Source organism: Dysgonomonas termitidis (genome assembly GCF_042654545.1).
GTDB classification, from domain to species: domain Bacteria; phylum Bacteroidota; class Bacteroidia; order Bacteroidales; family Dysgonomonadaceae; genus Dysgonomonas; species Dysgonomonas termitidis.
The window spans coordinates 22,066-38,277 of record NZ_JBHSGN010000090.1; the positions used below are offsets into that span (position 1 = coordinate 22,066).

The 16,212-nt window shown below is 37.0% G+C and carries 16 protein-coding genes and 1 pseudogene; 8 read left to right on the top strand and 9 right to left on the bottom strand.

Features of this window, described 5'->3' with window-relative positions; genetic code table 11:
* Positions 1-20: 20 nt before the first annotated feature.
* From ACFO6W_RS15195 to ACFO6W_RS15215, 5 genes are all read right to left on the bottom strand, one after another.
* Positions 21-1,043, bottom strand: coding sequence for an SDR family NAD(P)-dependent oxidoreductase (locus tag ACFO6W_RS15195; RefSeq protein WP_379997897.1), 1,023 nt, complete (start codon positions 1,041-1,043; stop codon positions 21-23).
* Positions 1,044-1,088: 45 nt separating this feature from the next.
* Positions 1,089-1,901: a helix-turn-helix domain-containing protein gene (locus ACFO6W_RS15200; RefSeq protein ID WP_379997899.1), complete on the bottom strand. Its 813-nt coding sequence runs from the start codon at positions 1,899-1,901 to the stop codon at positions 1,089-1,091.
* A gap of 18 nt (positions 1,902-1,919) precedes the next feature.
* A complete protein-coding gene (locus tag ACFO6W_RS15205; protein WP_379997901.1) occupies positions 1,920-2,414 on the bottom strand; it encodes a nuclear transport factor 2 family protein in 495 nt (164 codons plus the stop codon).
* Positions 2,414-3,301: an oxidoreductase gene (locus ACFO6W_RS15210; RefSeq protein WP_379997903.1), complete on the bottom strand. Its 888-nt coding sequence runs from the start codon at positions 3,299-3,301 to the stop codon at positions 2,414-2,416. The genes ACFO6W_RS15205 and ACFO6W_RS15210 overlap by 1 nt, the downstream gene beginning before the upstream one ends.
* Positions 3,302-3,669: 368 nt before the next feature.
* Positions 3,670-4,002: a winged helix-turn-helix transcriptional regulator gene (locus ACFO6W_RS15215; RefSeq protein WP_379997905.1), complete on the bottom strand. Its 333-nt coding sequence runs from the start codon at positions 4,000-4,002 to the stop codon at positions 3,670-3,672.
* A gap of 83 nt (positions 4,003-4,085) precedes the next feature.
* On the opposite strand from ACFO6W_RS15215, the gene ACFO6W_RS15220 reads away from it, so the two are divergent.
* Positions 4,086-4,907 (top strand): SDR family oxidoreductase, encoded by an 822-nt coding sequence (locus tag ACFO6W_RS15220; protein WP_379997907.1) that lies wholly within the window; start codon positions 4,086-4,088, stop codon positions 4,905-4,907.
* A gap of 668 nt (positions 4,908-5,575) precedes the next feature.
* On the opposite strand, the gene ACFO6W_RS15225 is transcribed toward ACFO6W_RS15220, so the two are convergent.
* From ACFO6W_RS15225 to ACFO6W_RS15235, 3 genes are all read right to left on the bottom strand, one after another.
* A complete protein-coding gene (locus tag ACFO6W_RS15225) occupies positions 5,576-5,842 on the bottom strand; it encodes a hypothetical protein (RefSeq protein ID WP_379997909.1) in 267 nt (88 codons plus the stop codon).
* 240 nt (positions 5,843-6,082) lie between these two features.
* Positions 6,083-6,919: a nucleotidyl transferase AbiEii/AbiGii toxin family protein gene (locus ACFO6W_RS15230; RefSeq protein WP_379997911.1), complete on the bottom strand. Its 837-nt coding sequence runs from the start codon at positions 6,917-6,919 to the stop codon at positions 6,083-6,085.
* A complete protein-coding gene (locus ACFO6W_RS15235) occupies positions 6,916-7,221 on the bottom strand; it encodes a hypothetical protein (RefSeq protein ID WP_379997913.1) in 306 nt (101 codons plus the stop codon). The genes ACFO6W_RS15230 and ACFO6W_RS15235 overlap by 4 nt, the downstream gene beginning before the upstream one ends.
* Positions 7,222-7,725: 504 nt before the next feature.
* Here ACFO6W_RS15235 and ACFO6W_RS15240 point away from each other — a divergent pair.
* The 6 genes and pseudogenes from ACFO6W_RS15240 to ACFO6W_RS15265 all read left to right on the top strand — a co-directional run.
* Complete coding sequence (locus ACFO6W_RS15240; RefSeq protein ID WP_379997915.1) at positions 7,726-8,310, top strand: TetR/AcrR family transcriptional regulator; 585 nt, start codon at positions 7,726-7,728, stop codon at positions 8,308-8,310.
* Positions 8,311-8,316: 6 nt separating this feature from the next.
* On the top strand, positions 8,317-9,045 hold the full coding sequence (locus ACFO6W_RS15245) for a hypothetical protein (protein WP_379997917.1): 729 nt from the start codon (positions 8,317-8,319) through the stop codon (positions 9,043-9,045).
* Positions 9,032-10,033, top strand: coding sequence for an FAD:protein FMN transferase (locus tag ACFO6W_RS15250; protein WP_379997919.1), 1,002 nt, complete (start codon positions 9,032-9,034; stop codon positions 10,031-10,033). The genes ACFO6W_RS15245 and ACFO6W_RS15250 overlap by 14 nt, the downstream gene beginning before the upstream one ends.
* A gap of 60 nt (positions 10,034-10,093) precedes the next feature.
* On the top strand, positions 10,094-10,819 hold the full coding sequence (locus ACFO6W_RS15255; RefSeq protein WP_379997921.1) for a hypothetical protein: 726 nt from the start codon (positions 10,094-10,096) through the stop codon (positions 10,817-10,819).
* Between the two features lies 1 nt (position 10,820).
* Positions 10,821-11,354, top strand: coding sequence for a hypothetical protein (locus ACFO6W_RS15260; protein WP_379997924.1), 534 nt, complete (start codon positions 10,821-10,823; stop codon positions 11,352-11,354).
* Between the two features lie 300 nt (positions 11,355-11,654).
* Positions 11,655-11,922: pseudogene (locus ACFO6W_RS15265) on the top strand (helix-turn-helix domain-containing protein); the annotation flags it as partial.
* Between the two features lie 71 nt (positions 11,923-11,993).
* Here ACFO6W_RS15265 and ACFO6W_RS15270 read toward each other — a convergent pair.
* Positions 11,994-12,272 (bottom strand): hypothetical protein, encoded by a 279-nt coding sequence (locus ACFO6W_RS15270; protein ID WP_379998086.1) that lies wholly within the window; start codon positions 12,270-12,272, stop codon positions 11,994-11,996.
* An 803-nt stretch (positions 12,273-13,075) separates the two neighbouring features.
* Between ACFO6W_RS15270 and ACFO6W_RS15275 the strand changes: the two genes are divergently transcribed.
* Positions 13,076-15,844 carry an AAA domain-containing protein gene (locus ACFO6W_RS15275; RefSeq protein ID WP_379997926.1) on the top strand — a complete coding sequence of 923 codons (2,769 nt, stop codon included), beginning with the start codon at positions 13,076-13,078 and terminating at the stop codon, positions 15,842-15,844.
* Positions 15,845-16,212: the final 368 nt, after the last annotated feature.

Below are 16,212 nucleotides of genomic sequence, written 5' to 3' on the forward strand. Positions count from 1 at the left end.
TACGCATTAGTTATTGATAATCAGATTTCGAATTTTACTCCGGTAAGCTCTTCACTTGTTGACCATAGTTTCTTAGCTGTATCTTTTTCCAGGGCATAAGGCATAACGCCTTCAATTCGTGTTACTCCGTGCATTCTTTTGCGTGGGTCATCATCTTGCAAATCTAATTCAGCTACTTCTGTATTTTCGCAATATACACCACCGATATTGTTGAGTAACGGACTCGTCGCTGTAAAAATTGTAGTAGAAGCTCCTTGTTGAATAGTTTTCAATCCTTTTGATGCGTCACGAATGATGTTTCCTTCTTTGTCCATGACACCTGTTGACAGTAACTGTTCTGATGTCATATGTCGCTTCAAATCGGTTTCTACAATCGCTCCCGGATGCAGAGAAAAAGAACGTACGCCAAAATTTTTACCTCTGATGTCTAATTCTAAAGAGAAAAGGACATTTGCAGTTTTGGACTGTCCATAACCCAATAATGTTTCATACTCGCGGTTTAGAAAATTCGGATCTTCAAAATTGAAACGTGAATAGTGATGTCCCCAGGATGATACATTTATAACTCTTGCCCCATTAGCTTTTACCAACGCACTCCAAAGCCTTGATGTTAACTGGAAGTGCCCCAAATGGTTTGTGGAAAGCTGGCTTTCATAGCCTCGTTCATCACGGACTAACGGAACCCACATAATACCTGCATTATTGATAAGCAAATGTAATGGCCTGCCTGAAGCCAAAATTTTTTCAGCAAACAGGTCGATAGAAGCAGGGTTCATTAAATCCATCGTTTCCAACTCTATATTTGGAATCCCCTCTAAACTTTTCTTCGCTTTTTCTATATCTCTTGCAGGAACGATAACCGTTGCCCCTGCCGATGACAATGTTTTTGTTGTTTCTAAACCAATACCTGCATATCCACCTGTTACAATTGCAATTTTACCGGTAAGGTCAATTCCTTTGATTACTTCTTTTGAAGTTGATGTTGCATTAAAACCTGAACCAATTGGTTTCTGTAATGCTCCCTGATAATTGTTTTGTTCCATATCTTAATAAATAATTTGTTATGACAAAGACAAGTTATTACGAGTTTATTTATTTTGCTTCACAACAGATGAAGGAGGATATCCAAACTGCTTTTTGAAAGCATAAGAGAAGTGCGACAGGTTTTCAAATCCCAAATCTAAATATACGTCTGACGATGTTTTACCGGTTTCACTAATCAGGTAGTGTGCTTCTTGCAACCGTTTTTGCTGCAACCAATTTCGCGGCGATGTGCCGAATGTTTTTTGGAAATCACGTTTGAATGTAGCTAAACTTCTACCGGTCAAATAGGCAAACTTATCGAGACGGACATTGAAATGATAATTCTTATTCATAAAATCCTCTAAATCTATTTTATATGGCTTGCTGAAATCAAATAAGACATCTTTAAAATTGATATCATACTTCAGCATTAGTATCAGAGCCTCTTTTTGCTTCAACCGGATAAGCCTGATATCGCTGTCATCCCATATTTCTTTATATTCCAATAACGACTGCATAAATGAAATCAGAGATTTGTCGTCTTGAAAAGTAACATATGCGGTTGACTTTTGTTTTATCCCGGATTTGTAGTTGTATTCCCTACTGAAATCAAGAAGTAATTCTTCATCAAAAGAAATTGTCAATGATTTGAATTCTCCGTTTACAGGCGGATATTTTACAAACTTCAATAAGTGATTTTTCCGTACAGAATATAAATCTCCTTTTTCAAACTTTTGTTTTCTCTGTCCATCATCAAGGTCCATTACACCTGAAATAACCATACCCAAACTGTGTATAGAGGTAAAATGTTCGCCTTCCCTAAAATCGGAACTGTGGCAGGAGAAATTTATCAGTTTTGCTATGTTGCTTTCATTCATTGTCTGTTATATTGTAAATTAATGTAATAATTCCCTGTTGTCTGTCCAATCTACATATAGGTTTCGTTCCGCAAACAGCCAATGTCCGTTTTGTTTTACAAACTTGTCATGGTAACGAATACTCATAATCAATAATGATTTTTCAGCAATTTTTATGTGGTGGGCTAAACAATAGCTTTCGCCTGTGGCAGAATCACCATTTATTTCAACGTAGCTTTGTCCGTTGAAATGGGTTGTTATATCATATTGATTTAAACCTTGAAAAGCCTCTGCTAATTCTTTACGTCCGCGTAAAGTTTGCACAGCTTGTTTTTCTTTTCCATTAAACACGTTTACAACCGCGTTTTCCGTAAACAGTTCCGCTTGTTTTTGCGCTTCCCGATTGTCTGCGCAATGAGCGTAAGCATTTATTAAGTCCTGGATTTGTATTCTGTCTTCCATGACCGCATTTGGTTTACACGAATATATTAATGGTAATATTGCTATTACCACTAAAAATACTGTTTTTTTCATTATGAATGCTTATTCATTTTGAGAATATTTTGTCTGTTTTCTTCGGAAGCGTAAGGATTTTCTACACCGTCAAAATCAGTTGATATGCTTACCGGTTTCCATTTTTCAAATTCGGCTTTTCTGTCGGCATCAACGGCTTCTAAAATCGTAACAGCGTCTGAACCCAAAACCAAATGTACAGGCGGATTGGGATGTTCTGATAAATTGAGAATCACTTTTGCCATTTTGTCCGGCTCACTTAAAGCTTCGGCTGTTGCAAGGTAATTTTTGAAGGGTTTTAAAACCTCTGAGTAATCTTCAATTTCTTTCGTGAACGACATGGATTCGCCTGCCCAATCGGTGCGGATTCCACCCGGTTCAATGGACGTAACTTGAATGCCCAATTGTGCTACTTCTTTACTCAACACTTCCGTAAAACCTGCAACTCCCCATTTTGCCGTTTGATATATTGAGAGCCCAGCCGTTCCCACTCTGCCTCCTATGGAACTTATATTAAAGATATAGCCTGAACGTTGTTTTCGCATGTATGGTAATACGGCCCTTGAAATTTCAATCGGTGCATACAAATTTACTTCTAACTGGCTTTGTACCTGTTCGTCTGTATATTCCTCAATAGCTCCTGTAATGCCAAATCCCGCATTATTGACCAGTACGTCTATTCGTCCGAAATGTTTTATAGTCTGTTTTACTGTCGAATGAATTTGTTCTTTGTTCGTTACATCCAACTGTAGAGTCAGAATCTGATCCGGATATTTGCTTGCCAAATCATTTAACTGTTTCGGATTCCTTGCAGTTGCTGCAACTTTGTCCCCATTTGCTAAAACTGCTTCTGTGATACTTTTGCCCAACCCTCTTGAGCTTCCTGTGATAAACCAAACTTTTGTCATTGTGATGAATTTTAAAATTTTGTTAGTGCAAAGGTATCGTGAGACACAAGATATAAGTTTGCTGTATGGTTCAAAGTTTTGTTTGTTGTATGGCTCACTTAAATTTCGTCTCGAATACGATATATAAGCCAGTGTTCTTTCTATAATCCGCCTTTTTGGTAAAGCCTTGAATTTAAGGCGTAGATTTATTGAGAATTGAGGATAATAAAATAAAAGAAGTCCAGTTGTTTTCAGAAAAGGTAGGAGATGCCTTTTAGAACAGCGTTGTAAATAAGTAGCATATGAAGAAGTGACTGATGAATTAGCCATCGCCTACTTCTTTCTATTATATGTTTTCCGTTTAGAGGGGTTTAAAAATACAATTGGATTTACATCCCGGTGATTACTTTCCGGTGTGCTCTTCCCCAAATGACCATCTCACGGATAATGTTGCCAAATGAACGGCAATATTCTGTTGGCTCATACTGTACCAGAACAGGAGTATCCGGATAAACGATCCTTTTTACCAACTTGTTCATTTCCATATCTTTTAATTCCTTTGACAACATCCTTGTTGTAATTCCGGGAATACTTCGTTCTATTTCGCGAAATCTTCTGTTGCCGTTGCAAATCGAGTTGATAATAGGGATTCTCCACTTGCCGCCAATAAAATACAAAGTATCTCGCAATGCCCGTAATTCTTCTTCCTGATTTCTTTCCATTTCAATATATTTTGGTATACTCTGTTATACTGGTTACAAATATATATCAATTTTAAAGTACTTTTGTGTAAAACAAATTAAAAATGAAGAAAACAGTCTTAATAACAGGCACAAGTACTGGTTTAGGCAGACTCACTGCCAAATATTTTGCGGAAAAAGGATGGAATGTCGCTGCGACAATGCGATCACCTGAAAAAGAAACAGAACTTAATGAAATTTCAAATATCAAAGTCATCAAACTTGATATAACAGAGCAGGAAACAATCGTTGAAGCCTTAAAGGAAATCGTTGATGTGTTCGGTAAGATCGATGTCGTTGTAAATAATGCAGGGATTGGTATGTATGGAGCCTTGGAGCTAATGGAAGACGCAGATATTGACAGACAATATGAGGTCAATGTTAAAGGTGTAATCAATGTAATACGAAACACCTTGCCATATTTCAGGGAACAAAAATCAGGAAAGTTCATCAATATCAGCTCGGTCATGGGAAGAAGTACCGCTTTACCTTTAGGTTCTCTTTACAATATGTCCAAATTTGCGCTGGAGGGTCTTACGGAAGGTCTTTTCTTCGAATTAAAGCCATTGAATATTGATTTGCACTTGGTCGAACCCGGAGGGTTTGAATCTAATTTCGGCGAAAACGTTAAATTTAGCACCAGTAAGGTTATCGGAGATTATGATATCATAACCGCACGGGTTTCAGAACAACTCAAAGCCGCTCAAAGACCGGGAGCAACCAGCAATCCAATAGCTATTGTTAAAGTCATTTATGATTTGGCAACCAATAAAAGGACTGCTTTCAGAACTGTGGTTGGTAAAGAAGCAAAAACAGTGTTGTTATTAAGAAAATTATTACCTATAAAAACATTTCTGAATATGCTTGGTAAACGGTTTGTAAGGTAGCATATTCTATTAAATTTACTACTTTAATTTTTATTACCTATTATTCCTGAAAAATATTCTTTCCAAAAAGCCCAACTGCTTTCAAGGCATGTAATTCCGGCATTCAAAGCATCGAAAGTATTTAAAATATAAGTAAAATCTTTTGCCCGACCTTGTAAAAGTAGATAGAAATTCTTTTTTAATTAGTTTATATATTCTATGTTTACACGCTATTCTCTTTTAATTTATCAGAGGGAAGAGGAAGATATCAGTCGCTCATGAAGCTCTCAAATTCTGGATTTATTTAATACAAATCCCTCTCTCTAGCAACTCGAGACTCAATAAGTATAATTATCAAAAGGAAATAAATAGAAGGTAATTCATCCGTTTCTTTTTAATCATAGTGTTAACCTTTATTTAGAAAATCAGATATGGGATGTTTTTCCTCGGATCGTTTTTGCGGACGTGTTTTTGTCTAATCATTGAGTTCTTTTAAAGATAACAGTTATTATTATTTCTATAATAACTCTTAATCCATACTTTTGCAGAAATTTATCAAACTACGGCAAAAAGAATAAGAGATTTGAATTTGACGAGAAAGTCAGGAAAGTACCGGATATCGAAGGGGCTTATTTCGTGGTTGTTGCATACCAACCCGTGAGGGTATTCATTTTACTATATTCTATTTATCAGGATAGTTTGTTAGAGAAAGAGAAAATACTTTTTATTTTGTACTGCTCATAAAATGATACCAATTCAGATAAATATTTCTTGGAAGGTATTAACAAGTCGAGAATAGTTTTATATACCTGAATCATATCTTCATGCAGGCTCTCCATATTATGAAGTACTATTCTGATTTTATCGCAACTTGTATTTGCTTCGAACACCCGCCGGGTAGAAGGTGCTCTAATCTCTTCTAATTGTTGGGCTATATTAACATTTGTGCTATCCATATATTAAGATGATAATTACCAAAATTAACAAAATAGCTGTAAGTGGACAATTTTTCAAGAGTTTATTTCAACGGTGCTAAATCCTCTCGGTCTTCAAATAGAATTCTAAATCTTGAATGAATACGCGATCAACTTCTCTCAGCAATATATCATCCTTCTTATAGGTGTGTTTAATATAGGCTTTGTGAGATTACAAAATTTGCTATAATCAAACAAAAGGGCGATTACTTGTATTGCATATTACTCAAACCGAATCATATCCACCAATTGCGTGAAATAGTCATTCGACCAAATATCCATTTCCGAAGGATTTTTGATGAATGGACGGACATCATTCTTGACCATTTCAATATTGATTTTGGCAATTTTATCTTTTAATAGTTGCGTGAATGAATCTCGCGTCAGTTCATCTTCCTTTAGCGAACCCAATTGATAAGTTCGTTGGCAAAGGTGATTGAAATCCAAAGCTACATTGTTTCGCACATACCATTCAAAATCGTACCAGTCGCGCCCCTTTACCCTGTTTTTCCATGCACGGAATAACAATGCGTGCATTTTCCCCGCATACAAATCCGGTAACACATAGCAACGGGTCATAAATGAGAACGGCAGCAACAGAAGTTTATGTTCGGTAGTAAAACCCGATGGCGGATTTATATCCACTTCTATTTTGATTTTCACGCTCTTTTCTGTCCTAAATTGTAGGTTGTAAACAGCTGTGTCGTCTTTCAGGAAAGCGGATTCCACATTGGTCTGATTCTTTTTTTCTTTCTTGGTGATAACCACGTCGCGGCCAAGAGCCTTAAATTCGGCGACAATATAGTCGAAATAATTTTCCAAATGGAATTCCTTATCGGATTGCAGCAACGAGAAGCCCATATTTTCCGAAAAGCGTTGCATTCTATAAAAGATACGAAGACACGTACCACCATAGAAAGCAGCCTTATTAAAGAATCCGCCGCGATAAAGTCCCGCTAAGGCCGTTTGCTGCATAACTTCGTGCAACGCATTGGTATAGTCGTCATTTGTCTTTACTTCGTAGCGCGACAACATTTGGTCGAATATACTATTATTCATCGTTCCAATAATTTTAAAAGTTGTGTCAATTCAATATTCTTCTTTCTCGTGGCGATACATTGCCGAATAATATCCGTATCAAATGATTCGATAGCGGAAAGGTCTATCCGCAAATCTTCCTCAATATATTCCCGCATCGCTTTAACCGATTGCAGGCGTAAGTTTCGTGTGGTGACAATCATGTCACACATTGCCTTTTCGGGCGTAGCAAACATATAAGCATATTGATCATTTACAATTTTCTGACGGATACCGATTTGGAAGTAATCTTCGGGAACGGTTACATATCGACCGAACAGCATACACCTTTTCTGGAATCATCCCATAGGAAGACAATGCCGTTTCGAGTGAAACGTAGGATGGTCCGTAAAGATGATTGGCAATCAATTCACGGGAAATGGTTTGATCGTTCACTTCAGGTGATACAACAAACAATCCCTTCTTCAAACGAATCAAATTACCTGACTTTTCCATGGCGGCAACTTTACTTTTTGGGGACTTATAATTACCCAAAATCATCGTTAATACCGTAAAATCAACAGGTACGATTCCGAATTGCCTTTAAATCTTTTTTCTGCATCACTTTAATAGATTACGACTGAAAATATAGTTGAAAATAAACAGAAAGCAAAATATAATTATTCTATCTATGAAAAACCAACTGAACTATAAGTCAGACGGTATCTGACCAATTCGCAGTTTTATTTATCCAATTCAAAAAATAATCGCCAAAAAACTTGCATGTATCCAATTGGACACTTATATTTGTGTCCGATTGGATACATTTGTAAATCAAACTAAAGAAGATGGAACGAGATCGGGATATGACCGAAGAAAAACTGATTAAAGCAGTAGGAGAACTTATTGTCAAGGAGGGTTTTGAATCGCTTGGAGTAAGGAAAGTCGCTGAACAGGCAGGAGTAAATAAAACCCTCATTTACCGCTATTTTAAATCCCTGGACGGCATAATCTATGCGTATATGAAAAAGCATGATTTTTGGCTTAATACGCCATTGAAACAGCCAGATGTTTCGGATATTAAAGGCTATCTGAAAACATTTTATCGCAGGGAAATAGCAGAATACAGGGATAATATCGCACTTAAAAGGTTAAAGAGATGGGAACTTTCTTCCGATAAGGATTTTGTAGTGGAAATCCGTGCCCAAAGAGAAAAGAATGGAGTACAATTTATGGAAATGATGTCCGGGTTTTCAAAGGTGGATAAGGAACAATTACAAGCCATAACCGCTCTTATGGATGCGGGAATAGCCTATCTGGCTATGCTTGAAGAAAATTGCCAAATGTATAACGGTATCGACATCCAAAGCGATGACGGCTGGAAACAGATTGCTAAAGGGATTGATTCCCTGATAGATATTATAACAAAATAGTTTACAATGAAAAAAATAATTCTAAGTATGACTTTAGCATTAGCAACAATCAGTTGTAGCGGACAGGATACTGTTCGTCCGGAGTTTGGAAACGGTAATATTAAGGTTTCCATAAAACAAGGGAACGAATGGCTGCATGATTTTTCGATTTTTTGGTTTATCAAAAGGAAAAATGCACCGCAGATAGCTATCTGGACAGAGGATTTGGAAGGAAATTTCCTCTCCACAATTTATGTGAGTAAGAGACTGGCAACTCAGTCGTGGATAGCTGCCGGAGGAAACAGACGCAAAGAAGCACTTCCCTGTTGGAGTTATGCACAAGGGAAGCAGTATACCGATGGGCTTTATCTCCCAACCAAGAGCGAGTCGTTGCCTGACGCTGTAACCGGAGCAACACCCAAAGGCAGCTTTACTGCTAACCTTCAAATGAATGAAGATATTAAGCAATTCGTTGTCAAATGCGAATTTAACCATTCTACGGATTTCAATGCGTATTACCCCAAAGACGCTAAAGAAGGAGATGTTAATTACTCCGGAGGAAAGGTGGGCAGCGGGCAACCGGCTGTTGTTTATCAAACGGTAATTGACTTAGATAGTGGGAAGAACGAATTTAAAGGGGAACTTATTGGGCACAGCAGCCCGGATGGTTCTGACGGTAAGATTTATCCTGACACTTCTAGATTGACTACGGCCTTGTATATTGTGAAAGAGATTACTATATATGTCAATCAATAACCAACTAACAATGCAGATGTTCCCTTTTTTATTATATAACTCTGCCAAATGTGGAGGCAAAAGTCAATATCACGTATTGTCGGGAGAAAGGCATACCTATTACAGGATAACCTATAATCATCCGTATGATTTGAGTGAAGAGATTCTGTCTATTTATGAAACCTTCTACAAATCGCTCAACCCGTTTGACCCGCAATCGACTATCTCGAAAGTAAATAAGAATGAGAAGGTTGTTTTGGACGCCATCTTCATCGAAGCCTTCAATCGTTCGATGGAGCTTGCCAATAAAACAAAAGGTATATTCGACCCTACCTGTTCCCCTTTTATCAATCTTTGGGGATTTGGTTTCAAGAATATGGAAGAACCATCCGAGAGCTTGATAAATCAAATAAGGGAGTATGTGGGTTATAACAAGATTTCGCTCACAAACAATTCCATAGAAAAGGACGATTCCCGCGTTCAATTGAACTTTTCCGCTATCGGGGACGGACTTTCATGTGATATTATTGCCTGTTACTTAGACAGCAAAGGCGTGCATGATTACATGGTTGATATTGGCGGCGAGATTGTTACGAAAGGTAAGAATAAAACAGGTTCGGATTGGTCTGTCGGGATCATCAAACCACCGAAGTATTTAGGGGCTGAACAATCTTCCAAGTTTGAAGTAATCCTTCACCTGTCAGGAAAAATAGGAGTTGCCACTTCGGGAAACTATAATAATTACCGCTCCCGAAACGGCAAACAATATGGGCATGCCATCAATCCGCAGACGGGTTATCCGGCAAACAATCGTATTCTGAGCACTACGGTCATTGCTCCCGATTGCACGACCGCCGATGCATATGCTACCGCAATAATGGCGGTCGAAGCAGGCAAACTGGATGAATTGCTACGGACAAACGAAGCAATGGAATACTATATCATTTATTTGGACAGGCAGGATAATTACCGCATAAAGCAGTCTGAAGGCTTAGAGAGGTATGTATGATATTTTTTTATCTTACATGTATCCGGATGGACACATTATTAACAACTAAATATAGTAAAAATGAAAGCAAAAAAATTAGTAGTAGCAGGAGTTACAGCACTCGGCGTGCTGGCTTCATGTAGTGAGGACCTGGTAATCTACAAGGAGAATGATATGAAGGTTCTGGTAACAAAAGGTGATGAATGGTTACATGATTTTCCATTGTTTCTGGGTATCGAAAAGAAGAATCCGCCTCAAATAGCTATATGGGTGGAGGATTTGGCAGGCAATTACCTTACAACCATTTATGCAAGCCACAAGGTAGCAACCGAGTCGTGGCAAGCTAATGGCGGGAACAGGCGAAAAGAAGCGTTGCCTGTATGGTGTCATGCACGTGGAGTCCAATATCCTGACGGACTCTACTTGCCGACAAAAGACCAGCCTTTGGTTGATGGAATTTCCGGTGCAACACCACACGGCAGCTTTGACGTAAAAATCCGTCCGGTTGGTGATTTGAAACAGTTTGTTGTGAAAATTGAACTGAACCATTCGACAGACTGGAACGATAACTATCCTGAAAATGCAAAAGAGGGAGAAACGGATTATTCTGGCGGTGAAGGAGGCAGCGGACAACCTGCCGTAGTTTATTCGGCAGAAATAGATCTTGATTTAAGCCGGAAACAATATACAGCAACTATAATAGGACACAGCAGCCCAGACGGCAGTAATGGGGACATCTATCCCGACACTTCTTCTCTGACTTCCGCATTAAACATCGCAAAAGAAATTACCATTAACATTCAATGATATGAAACGAATTATTTTCATTTTACTTCTGAGTATTATAGTTATCAGTGTGAAAGCACAAACCAACGGCGAAAGTAAAATAGCTTTTGCAACGACTATCGGAACAGGATTACCAATGATGAGCACACCGTCATCTACTCCTTTTGCATGGCAGGTATTGGGATATTACAATCTGACTGAAAGATGGTCGGTCGGAGTGGGAACGGGATTATCTTTTTACCAGAAGATGCTCGTTCCGGTTTATGGAGATGTGCGATTTCAAATCGGCAGAGAACGTAAGTTTACCCCTTATGCTGAATGTGCCGCCGGATATTCTTTCGCCCCGTCCGGTAATGCCAACGGCGGATTTTTTATGAATCCTTCTATCGGAATTCAATATCCGCTAAAAAACAAAATGAAGCTGCAACTGGCTATCGGCTATGAATTACAAGAATTAGCGCGGCTGAAAAAGCATAGCGATAGCTACTTTCTGAAAGAGTTTGAAGAACAGTTAAGTCACCACTCCATTTCGTTTAAGGTAGGTTTGAAATTCTAAAAATTCGGACAACGACAGAATTAATGGAACAACTCTATTCATGAGACAGTGGGAATCTGTTTGGTAATGTCCCTCTAACACAATTATCCGATTACATACAAAATTCAGTATTAATCGGTAATTATCATTGATACATCCGATTTCACCTCAAAATAACTGTGAAACCGGATGTTTTCATTCTACATACCACTAGGACGAATGTATGAATGACCTCATCAATAGTCATAAATCCCATTCTATACAAAGACAGGCAAATAAGGCGAATAATTCCGGGAACATATCATCTAAAAAATAACAGCCATGTATATAGACAACAATCAATTTGAAGCATGGATGAAACGAATCATGGAGCGTTTCGACAAACAGGATAAAACTCTCGATAAAATGAGTAAGCACAGGAATATGTTAGACGGGGAATTTCTTCTCGACAATCAGGATTTATATATGTTGCTTAATGTTAGCAGAAGGACTTTGCAGCGGGTATCGTGCTACGGGAGAATTGCCGTTTCAAACACTATATCACAAAACATATTACAAGGAAAGTGATGTATGTATATTCATCCGAAAAAATTTCAATAAAAAAGAAACGGTAAAAATCAGACAAACTCGTGAGAGTAGTTTTGTTTTATTTCTGATTGTTCATAATTTTACAGTTGAAAAAGTCCGTACCGTCGTGATGACAGGCACCGTCTTCTCCACCCTGGATACGTTAGTGATTGCCATTGACGAAATATATACATATTTGGATTTCAAACGGCTGAACTCCATTCCCAACTTATTTTTGATGACTATTTCAGGGTTTCCATCGGACATGTCGCCGGCTAACAGCACAATACCGGGATGTTGCTCATTAATAGCTTTTATCATTAGCATCAATGTCTTGCGCCCATGTATATTTTCTGAGAATAATTTACTCATGCTTCTTTTATTAGTTAGCTGGGCTTTTGTGGGTACTACAATTTCTTTTTAGAATTCTTTCTATTTATTTTACAAATATAAACCGAAGCCCTTATGTTTGTGTATAACAGTTCATAGTGTAAAACAATTTTAAATAAAGGCAAGAGAAAATAGCATTTAAGATAAGAAATACCAATTGATATTGTAGGATTTTTCTTTTTATTCATATAGCCAGGAAAAGACATAAAACAGGCATCCAACTGAAGAAGAGGAGCAATAGCCCCTTTTTCTTGTACCAATCTTCTCATTCCAATTTACAAAGATTTATGCTGCATAAGTTTTTCAAGTATTACCTTTATAAAATTATGCCGTCTTCTTTCAATAGTTTAAAAACCTTTAATACACCGGGAACCTGAGCCGGTTCTAGCTTATACATCTCTAAGTCAAAATATTTCACAGCCGCAATTTCATGGCCTGGTTGTAGATTCTCTGTTAAATTATATCGAAAAGTGTCTTGCTTCATTATCAAATCAGGACTTTCTCTGTATGCCGGAGCTGAAATCTGTTTGTAATATCTATTTTGATAATATACAGAGATATTTGTAGACCTAATGCGAAGCTCTATTTATTAGGACTTACTCGGCAATTACAAAGGGGCTGATAATAGTTCATAATTAATTGTACAACAATAAAAGCTATCGAATTTCGGTTTTTATTTAATTTTAATCAAGATAAAAAGCAAATTACTTATTTTTATACTTAAATTAACGAATGTAAATAGAACAAGACATGCTCTATTACCTAATTTAGAATAAGAGAGATTTATGAAGCACCCGTTCATAGTATACTTAAAAAATAAAACATCTCTGAAGTTTGAATACAAAAGAGATGTTTCAACTGTTGTTCGTACTGACAATGGATATCGTATCACATTTAATAATGGGAAAAGCTATAATTACGGAACTGATAAGGTTAAATACTATCCGCTGATAGCAACACGAGAGGATGTTCGTATATATGAGAATGGTAAATTAAATAACATATATAATATTGTTGATAATTATGGTCGTTATTTGGTTTTTCGGAATGAGGAAAGTTGTTCTTATCCAGTTGAAAAAAATGCTGATGTTGAAATCTGTGATATAAGAAAGAACATCGAGCAGGCGGAATCTGTTATCAATTACTTTAAGTATATACTGAAAAGGGCAGGAGAAGTGTCATTTGATATTCCAGCAGAAGAGACAGATAACAAAAATCCAAATCAAATAAGTTCCGAAATATTGCTCAAGGCTCTTGAATGTATAGATTTACTAGAATCAAGGTCGGTACTATCTAACTACATTGACGGAACCAATCCTCCTGTTAGCTCGTCTGACGAAATTCTAATCTATCCTTTCGGATGCAACGAGAGCCAGAAGCTGGCAGTTGAGACTACACTCAGGAATAGCATAAGCATCGTAGAGGGACCTCCCGGAACAGGTAAAACACAAACAATCCTAAATATAATAGCCAATCTTATTGTACAGAATAAAACGGTGGCAATTGTTTCTAACAACAACTCTGCAGTATTCAATGTACGGGAGAAGTTAGAAAAATTTGGCTATGGAATGGTTGTCGCATCACTTGGCAATAATGAAAATAAAGCTTCATTCTTCGACAATATTGAAGAGCAAACAGTCAATCCGAATTTTAAGATTTCGAAAGAACGCCTGAAAAAAGCAAAGAATGAGATTTTGGAATTGAATTCCATATTAACAACGTGTTTTCAGTACCGGAATAAACTAGCTACCTTAAAAACGGAATTATCAGATGGCGAGATAGAATTTAGCCACATAAAAGCAGAACAGCCGCTCAATCCAAACATAAAATCTGTACTCGACAAGAAGTTTTACCGCAACTTGAATTTTGGTAAAACTCTAAAGTTGAAACATTTATTATCATTCATTGATCTTAAAAACAAGTTGTCTTTCATAAATAAGTTGCGTTTTGTTTTACAATATGGCTTACTTGATCTTAACAGCATTAGCCATTACAGTGAGGAATTACCTGTTTATGTAAACCACAAATTCTATGAGTTATACATAGCAAAAATAGAACACGAAATCTTGGACCTTGAAAACTGGTTAGCCTCTAATAATGAAGAAGCGAACCTTAAATGTTTTATTGAAACATCTAAAGAGGTATTTAATGGTGTGTTATTTGAAAAATATAGCCATTTAGAAAAATCAACGTTTAATGTTGATGATTACCGTAAACAGTTTGATGATTTTATAAAGTGTTATCCGGTAATACTAAGCTCTACACTCTCGCTTCATACAAGTATTCCTAAAGGATATCTTTTTGACTATCTGATTATAGATGAATCTTCACAGGTAGATATTATAAAGTCTGCCGTATGTTTCTCGTGTTGTCGGAATGTGGTTATTGTCGGAGATAGTATGCAGCTTACTCATATTGTAGATAAACAGAGCAAAGAGGTTGCAGAGCTATTACAAACAGAGTACAATATTTCTCCTGCATATGATTATGTCAAACATAATATTTTGAACTCGCTGAAAAGCTTGTATGGGAATAAGATAAAATCGGTTTTACTAAAAGAACATTACAGATGCCATCCTACTATTATTGGATTCTGCAATAAGAAATACTACAATAACAATTTGGTTGTTATGACTGATGGTAGTAACCATCCGTTCAGAATCATAGAAACAAATATATCCGGCGAAAGAGATAATTATAGTCAAAGACAGATAGATGAAACAGACCTCTACATCCGTCAGAACTATTCTGAAGACTATACGAAAGTCGGAGTTATTGCTCCCTATAGAAAGCATGCCGATATGCTGCAAAAACAACTTCCGGATGGTGCGGAAGCCGATACTATACATAAGTACCAAGGGCGTGAGAAAGATGTGATTATATTTAATACGGTTAGAAACAAAATAGGGGAATTTATAGACAACCCCAACTTAATAAATGTAGCCGTGTCAAGAGCAGTAAAAGAATTTATTGTGATAAAACCTGTATCAATGGAACTTCCTCACGGTACAAATATTGGTGATATGATACGCTATATTTGCTATAATACAGATCCGAATGAAACGGTTGTTAAAGGTAGCATCTGTTCCGTATTCGACCTTCTGTATAAAGAGTATAACAAAACATTTCTTTCATTCCTCTCATCAAACAAGAATGTGAAAGGCTCTGCCGCAGAGATTATTATTCACAAGCTATTGAGTGAAAAAATTCTATTAAACAATATTCAATTTTCATCGGTTGATATGGTTAGAGAATATCGGCTCAGAGACCTTGTCCGGAATTTCGAGCCATTCTCTGAAGATGAAATCCAGTTTATAAGGAATAGCTCAAGAATAGATTTTCTACTGTACAATAAAATAGATAAGACCCCTGTTTTAGCTATCGAGGTAGATGGCGTATCGTTCCATGACAATGAGTTGCAACAGGAAAGGGACTATAAGAAAAATCATATTCTGGAAATTATCGGGCTCCCATTGCTTAGATTATCAACTGATGGACATAATGAAGAAACAAGAATTATTGAGTGTTTGAACGCAGCTATGGGACTATGCTAACCTTGTGTCGCTGTATATATACGAAGTTTTTCTAAAACAAAAGATATCTATTCTCCCTCCCCTCTGTAATCATCATCAAATTGGGTTTAGGGGTAGCAATAGTGGCTCTGTGTGCATGGATAGTGACACAAGTGAGTATAACCACTTCTGTTATTACTGGGCTTATCGGTAGCTATCTGATTATCTGCCTTGTATTTAAAATAGTAAAGCTATTCATCAAGATGATACTTTCTATCCTTGCCTTTATCATCCTTATTTCAATTTTCTTATTTCTAATCTTTTAAACAATATTATATTCATTATTCACAGGAACAACAATCGAAACAGAAGTTAAAGCAGTAGCAGAAAACCAAATTATCCAAATGGAA

What these genes read in the sequence shown, in the direction of transcription:
- ACFO6W_RS15235 (WP_379997913.1), bottom strand. Translation starts at nt 7,221, where the DNA reads ATGCTGTTCGGTCGATATGTAACCGTTCCCGAAGATTACTTCCAAATC.
- ACFO6W_RS15220 (WP_379997907.1), top strand. Translation starts at nt 4,086, where the DNA reads ATGAAGAAAACAGTCTTAATAACAGGCACAAGTACTGGTTTAGGCAGA.
- ACFO6W_RS15215 (WP_379997905.1), bottom strand. Translation starts at nt 4,002, where the DNA reads ATGGAAAGAAATCAGGAAGAAGAATTACGGGCATTGCGAGATACTTTG.
- ACFO6W_RS15230 (WP_379997911.1), bottom strand. Translation starts at nt 6,919, where the DNA reads ATGAATAATAGTATATTCGACCAAATGTTGTCGCGCTACGAAGTAAAG.
- ACFO6W_RS15240 (WP_379997915.1), top strand. Translation starts at nt 7,726, where the DNA reads ATGGAACGAGATCGGGATATGACCGAAGAAAAACTGATTAAAGCAGTA.
- ACFO6W_RS15225 (WP_379997909.1), bottom strand. Translation starts at nt 5,842, where the DNA reads ATGGATAGCACAAATGTTAATATAGCCCAACAATTAGAAGAGATTAGA.
- ACFO6W_RS15270 (WP_379998086.1), bottom strand. Translation starts at nt 12,272, where the DNA reads ATGAGTAAATTATTCTCAGAAAATATACATGGGCGCAAGACATTGATG.
- ACFO6W_RS15275 (WP_379997926.1), top strand. Translation starts at nt 13,076, where the DNA reads ATGAAGCACCCGTTCATAGTATACTTAAAAAATAAAACATCTCTGAAG.
- ACFO6W_RS15210 (WP_379997903.1), bottom strand. Translation starts at nt 3,301, where the DNA reads ATGACAAAAGTTTGGTTTATCACAGGAAGCTCAAGAGGGTTGGGCAAA.
- ACFO6W_RS15255 (WP_379997921.1), top strand. Translation starts at nt 10,094, where the DNA reads ATGAAAGCAAAAAAATTAGTAGTAGCAGGAGTTACAGCACTCGGCGTG.
- ACFO6W_RS15260 (WP_379997924.1), top strand. Translation starts at nt 10,821, where the DNA reads ATGAAACGAATTATTTTCATTTTACTTCTGAGTATTATAGTTATCAGT.
- ACFO6W_RS15200 (WP_379997899.1), bottom strand. Translation starts at nt 1,901, where the DNA reads ATGAATGAAAGCAACATAGCAAAACTGATAAATTTCTCCTGCCACAGT.
- ACFO6W_RS15195 (WP_379997897.1), bottom strand. Translation starts at nt 1,043, where the DNA reads ATGGAACAAAACAATTATCAGGGAGCATTACAGAAACCAATTGGTTCA.
- ACFO6W_RS15250 (WP_379997919.1), top strand. Translation starts at nt 9,032, where the DNA reads ATGTCAATCAATAACCAACTAACAATGCAGATGTTCCCTTTTTTATTA.
- ACFO6W_RS15205 (WP_379997901.1), bottom strand. Translation starts at nt 2,414, where the DNA reads ATGAAAAAAACAGTATTTTTAGTGGTAATAGCAATATTACCATTAATA.
- ACFO6W_RS15245 (WP_379997917.1), top strand. Translation starts at nt 8,317, where the DNA reads ATGAAAAAAATAATTCTAAGTATGACTTTAGCATTAGCAACAATCAGT.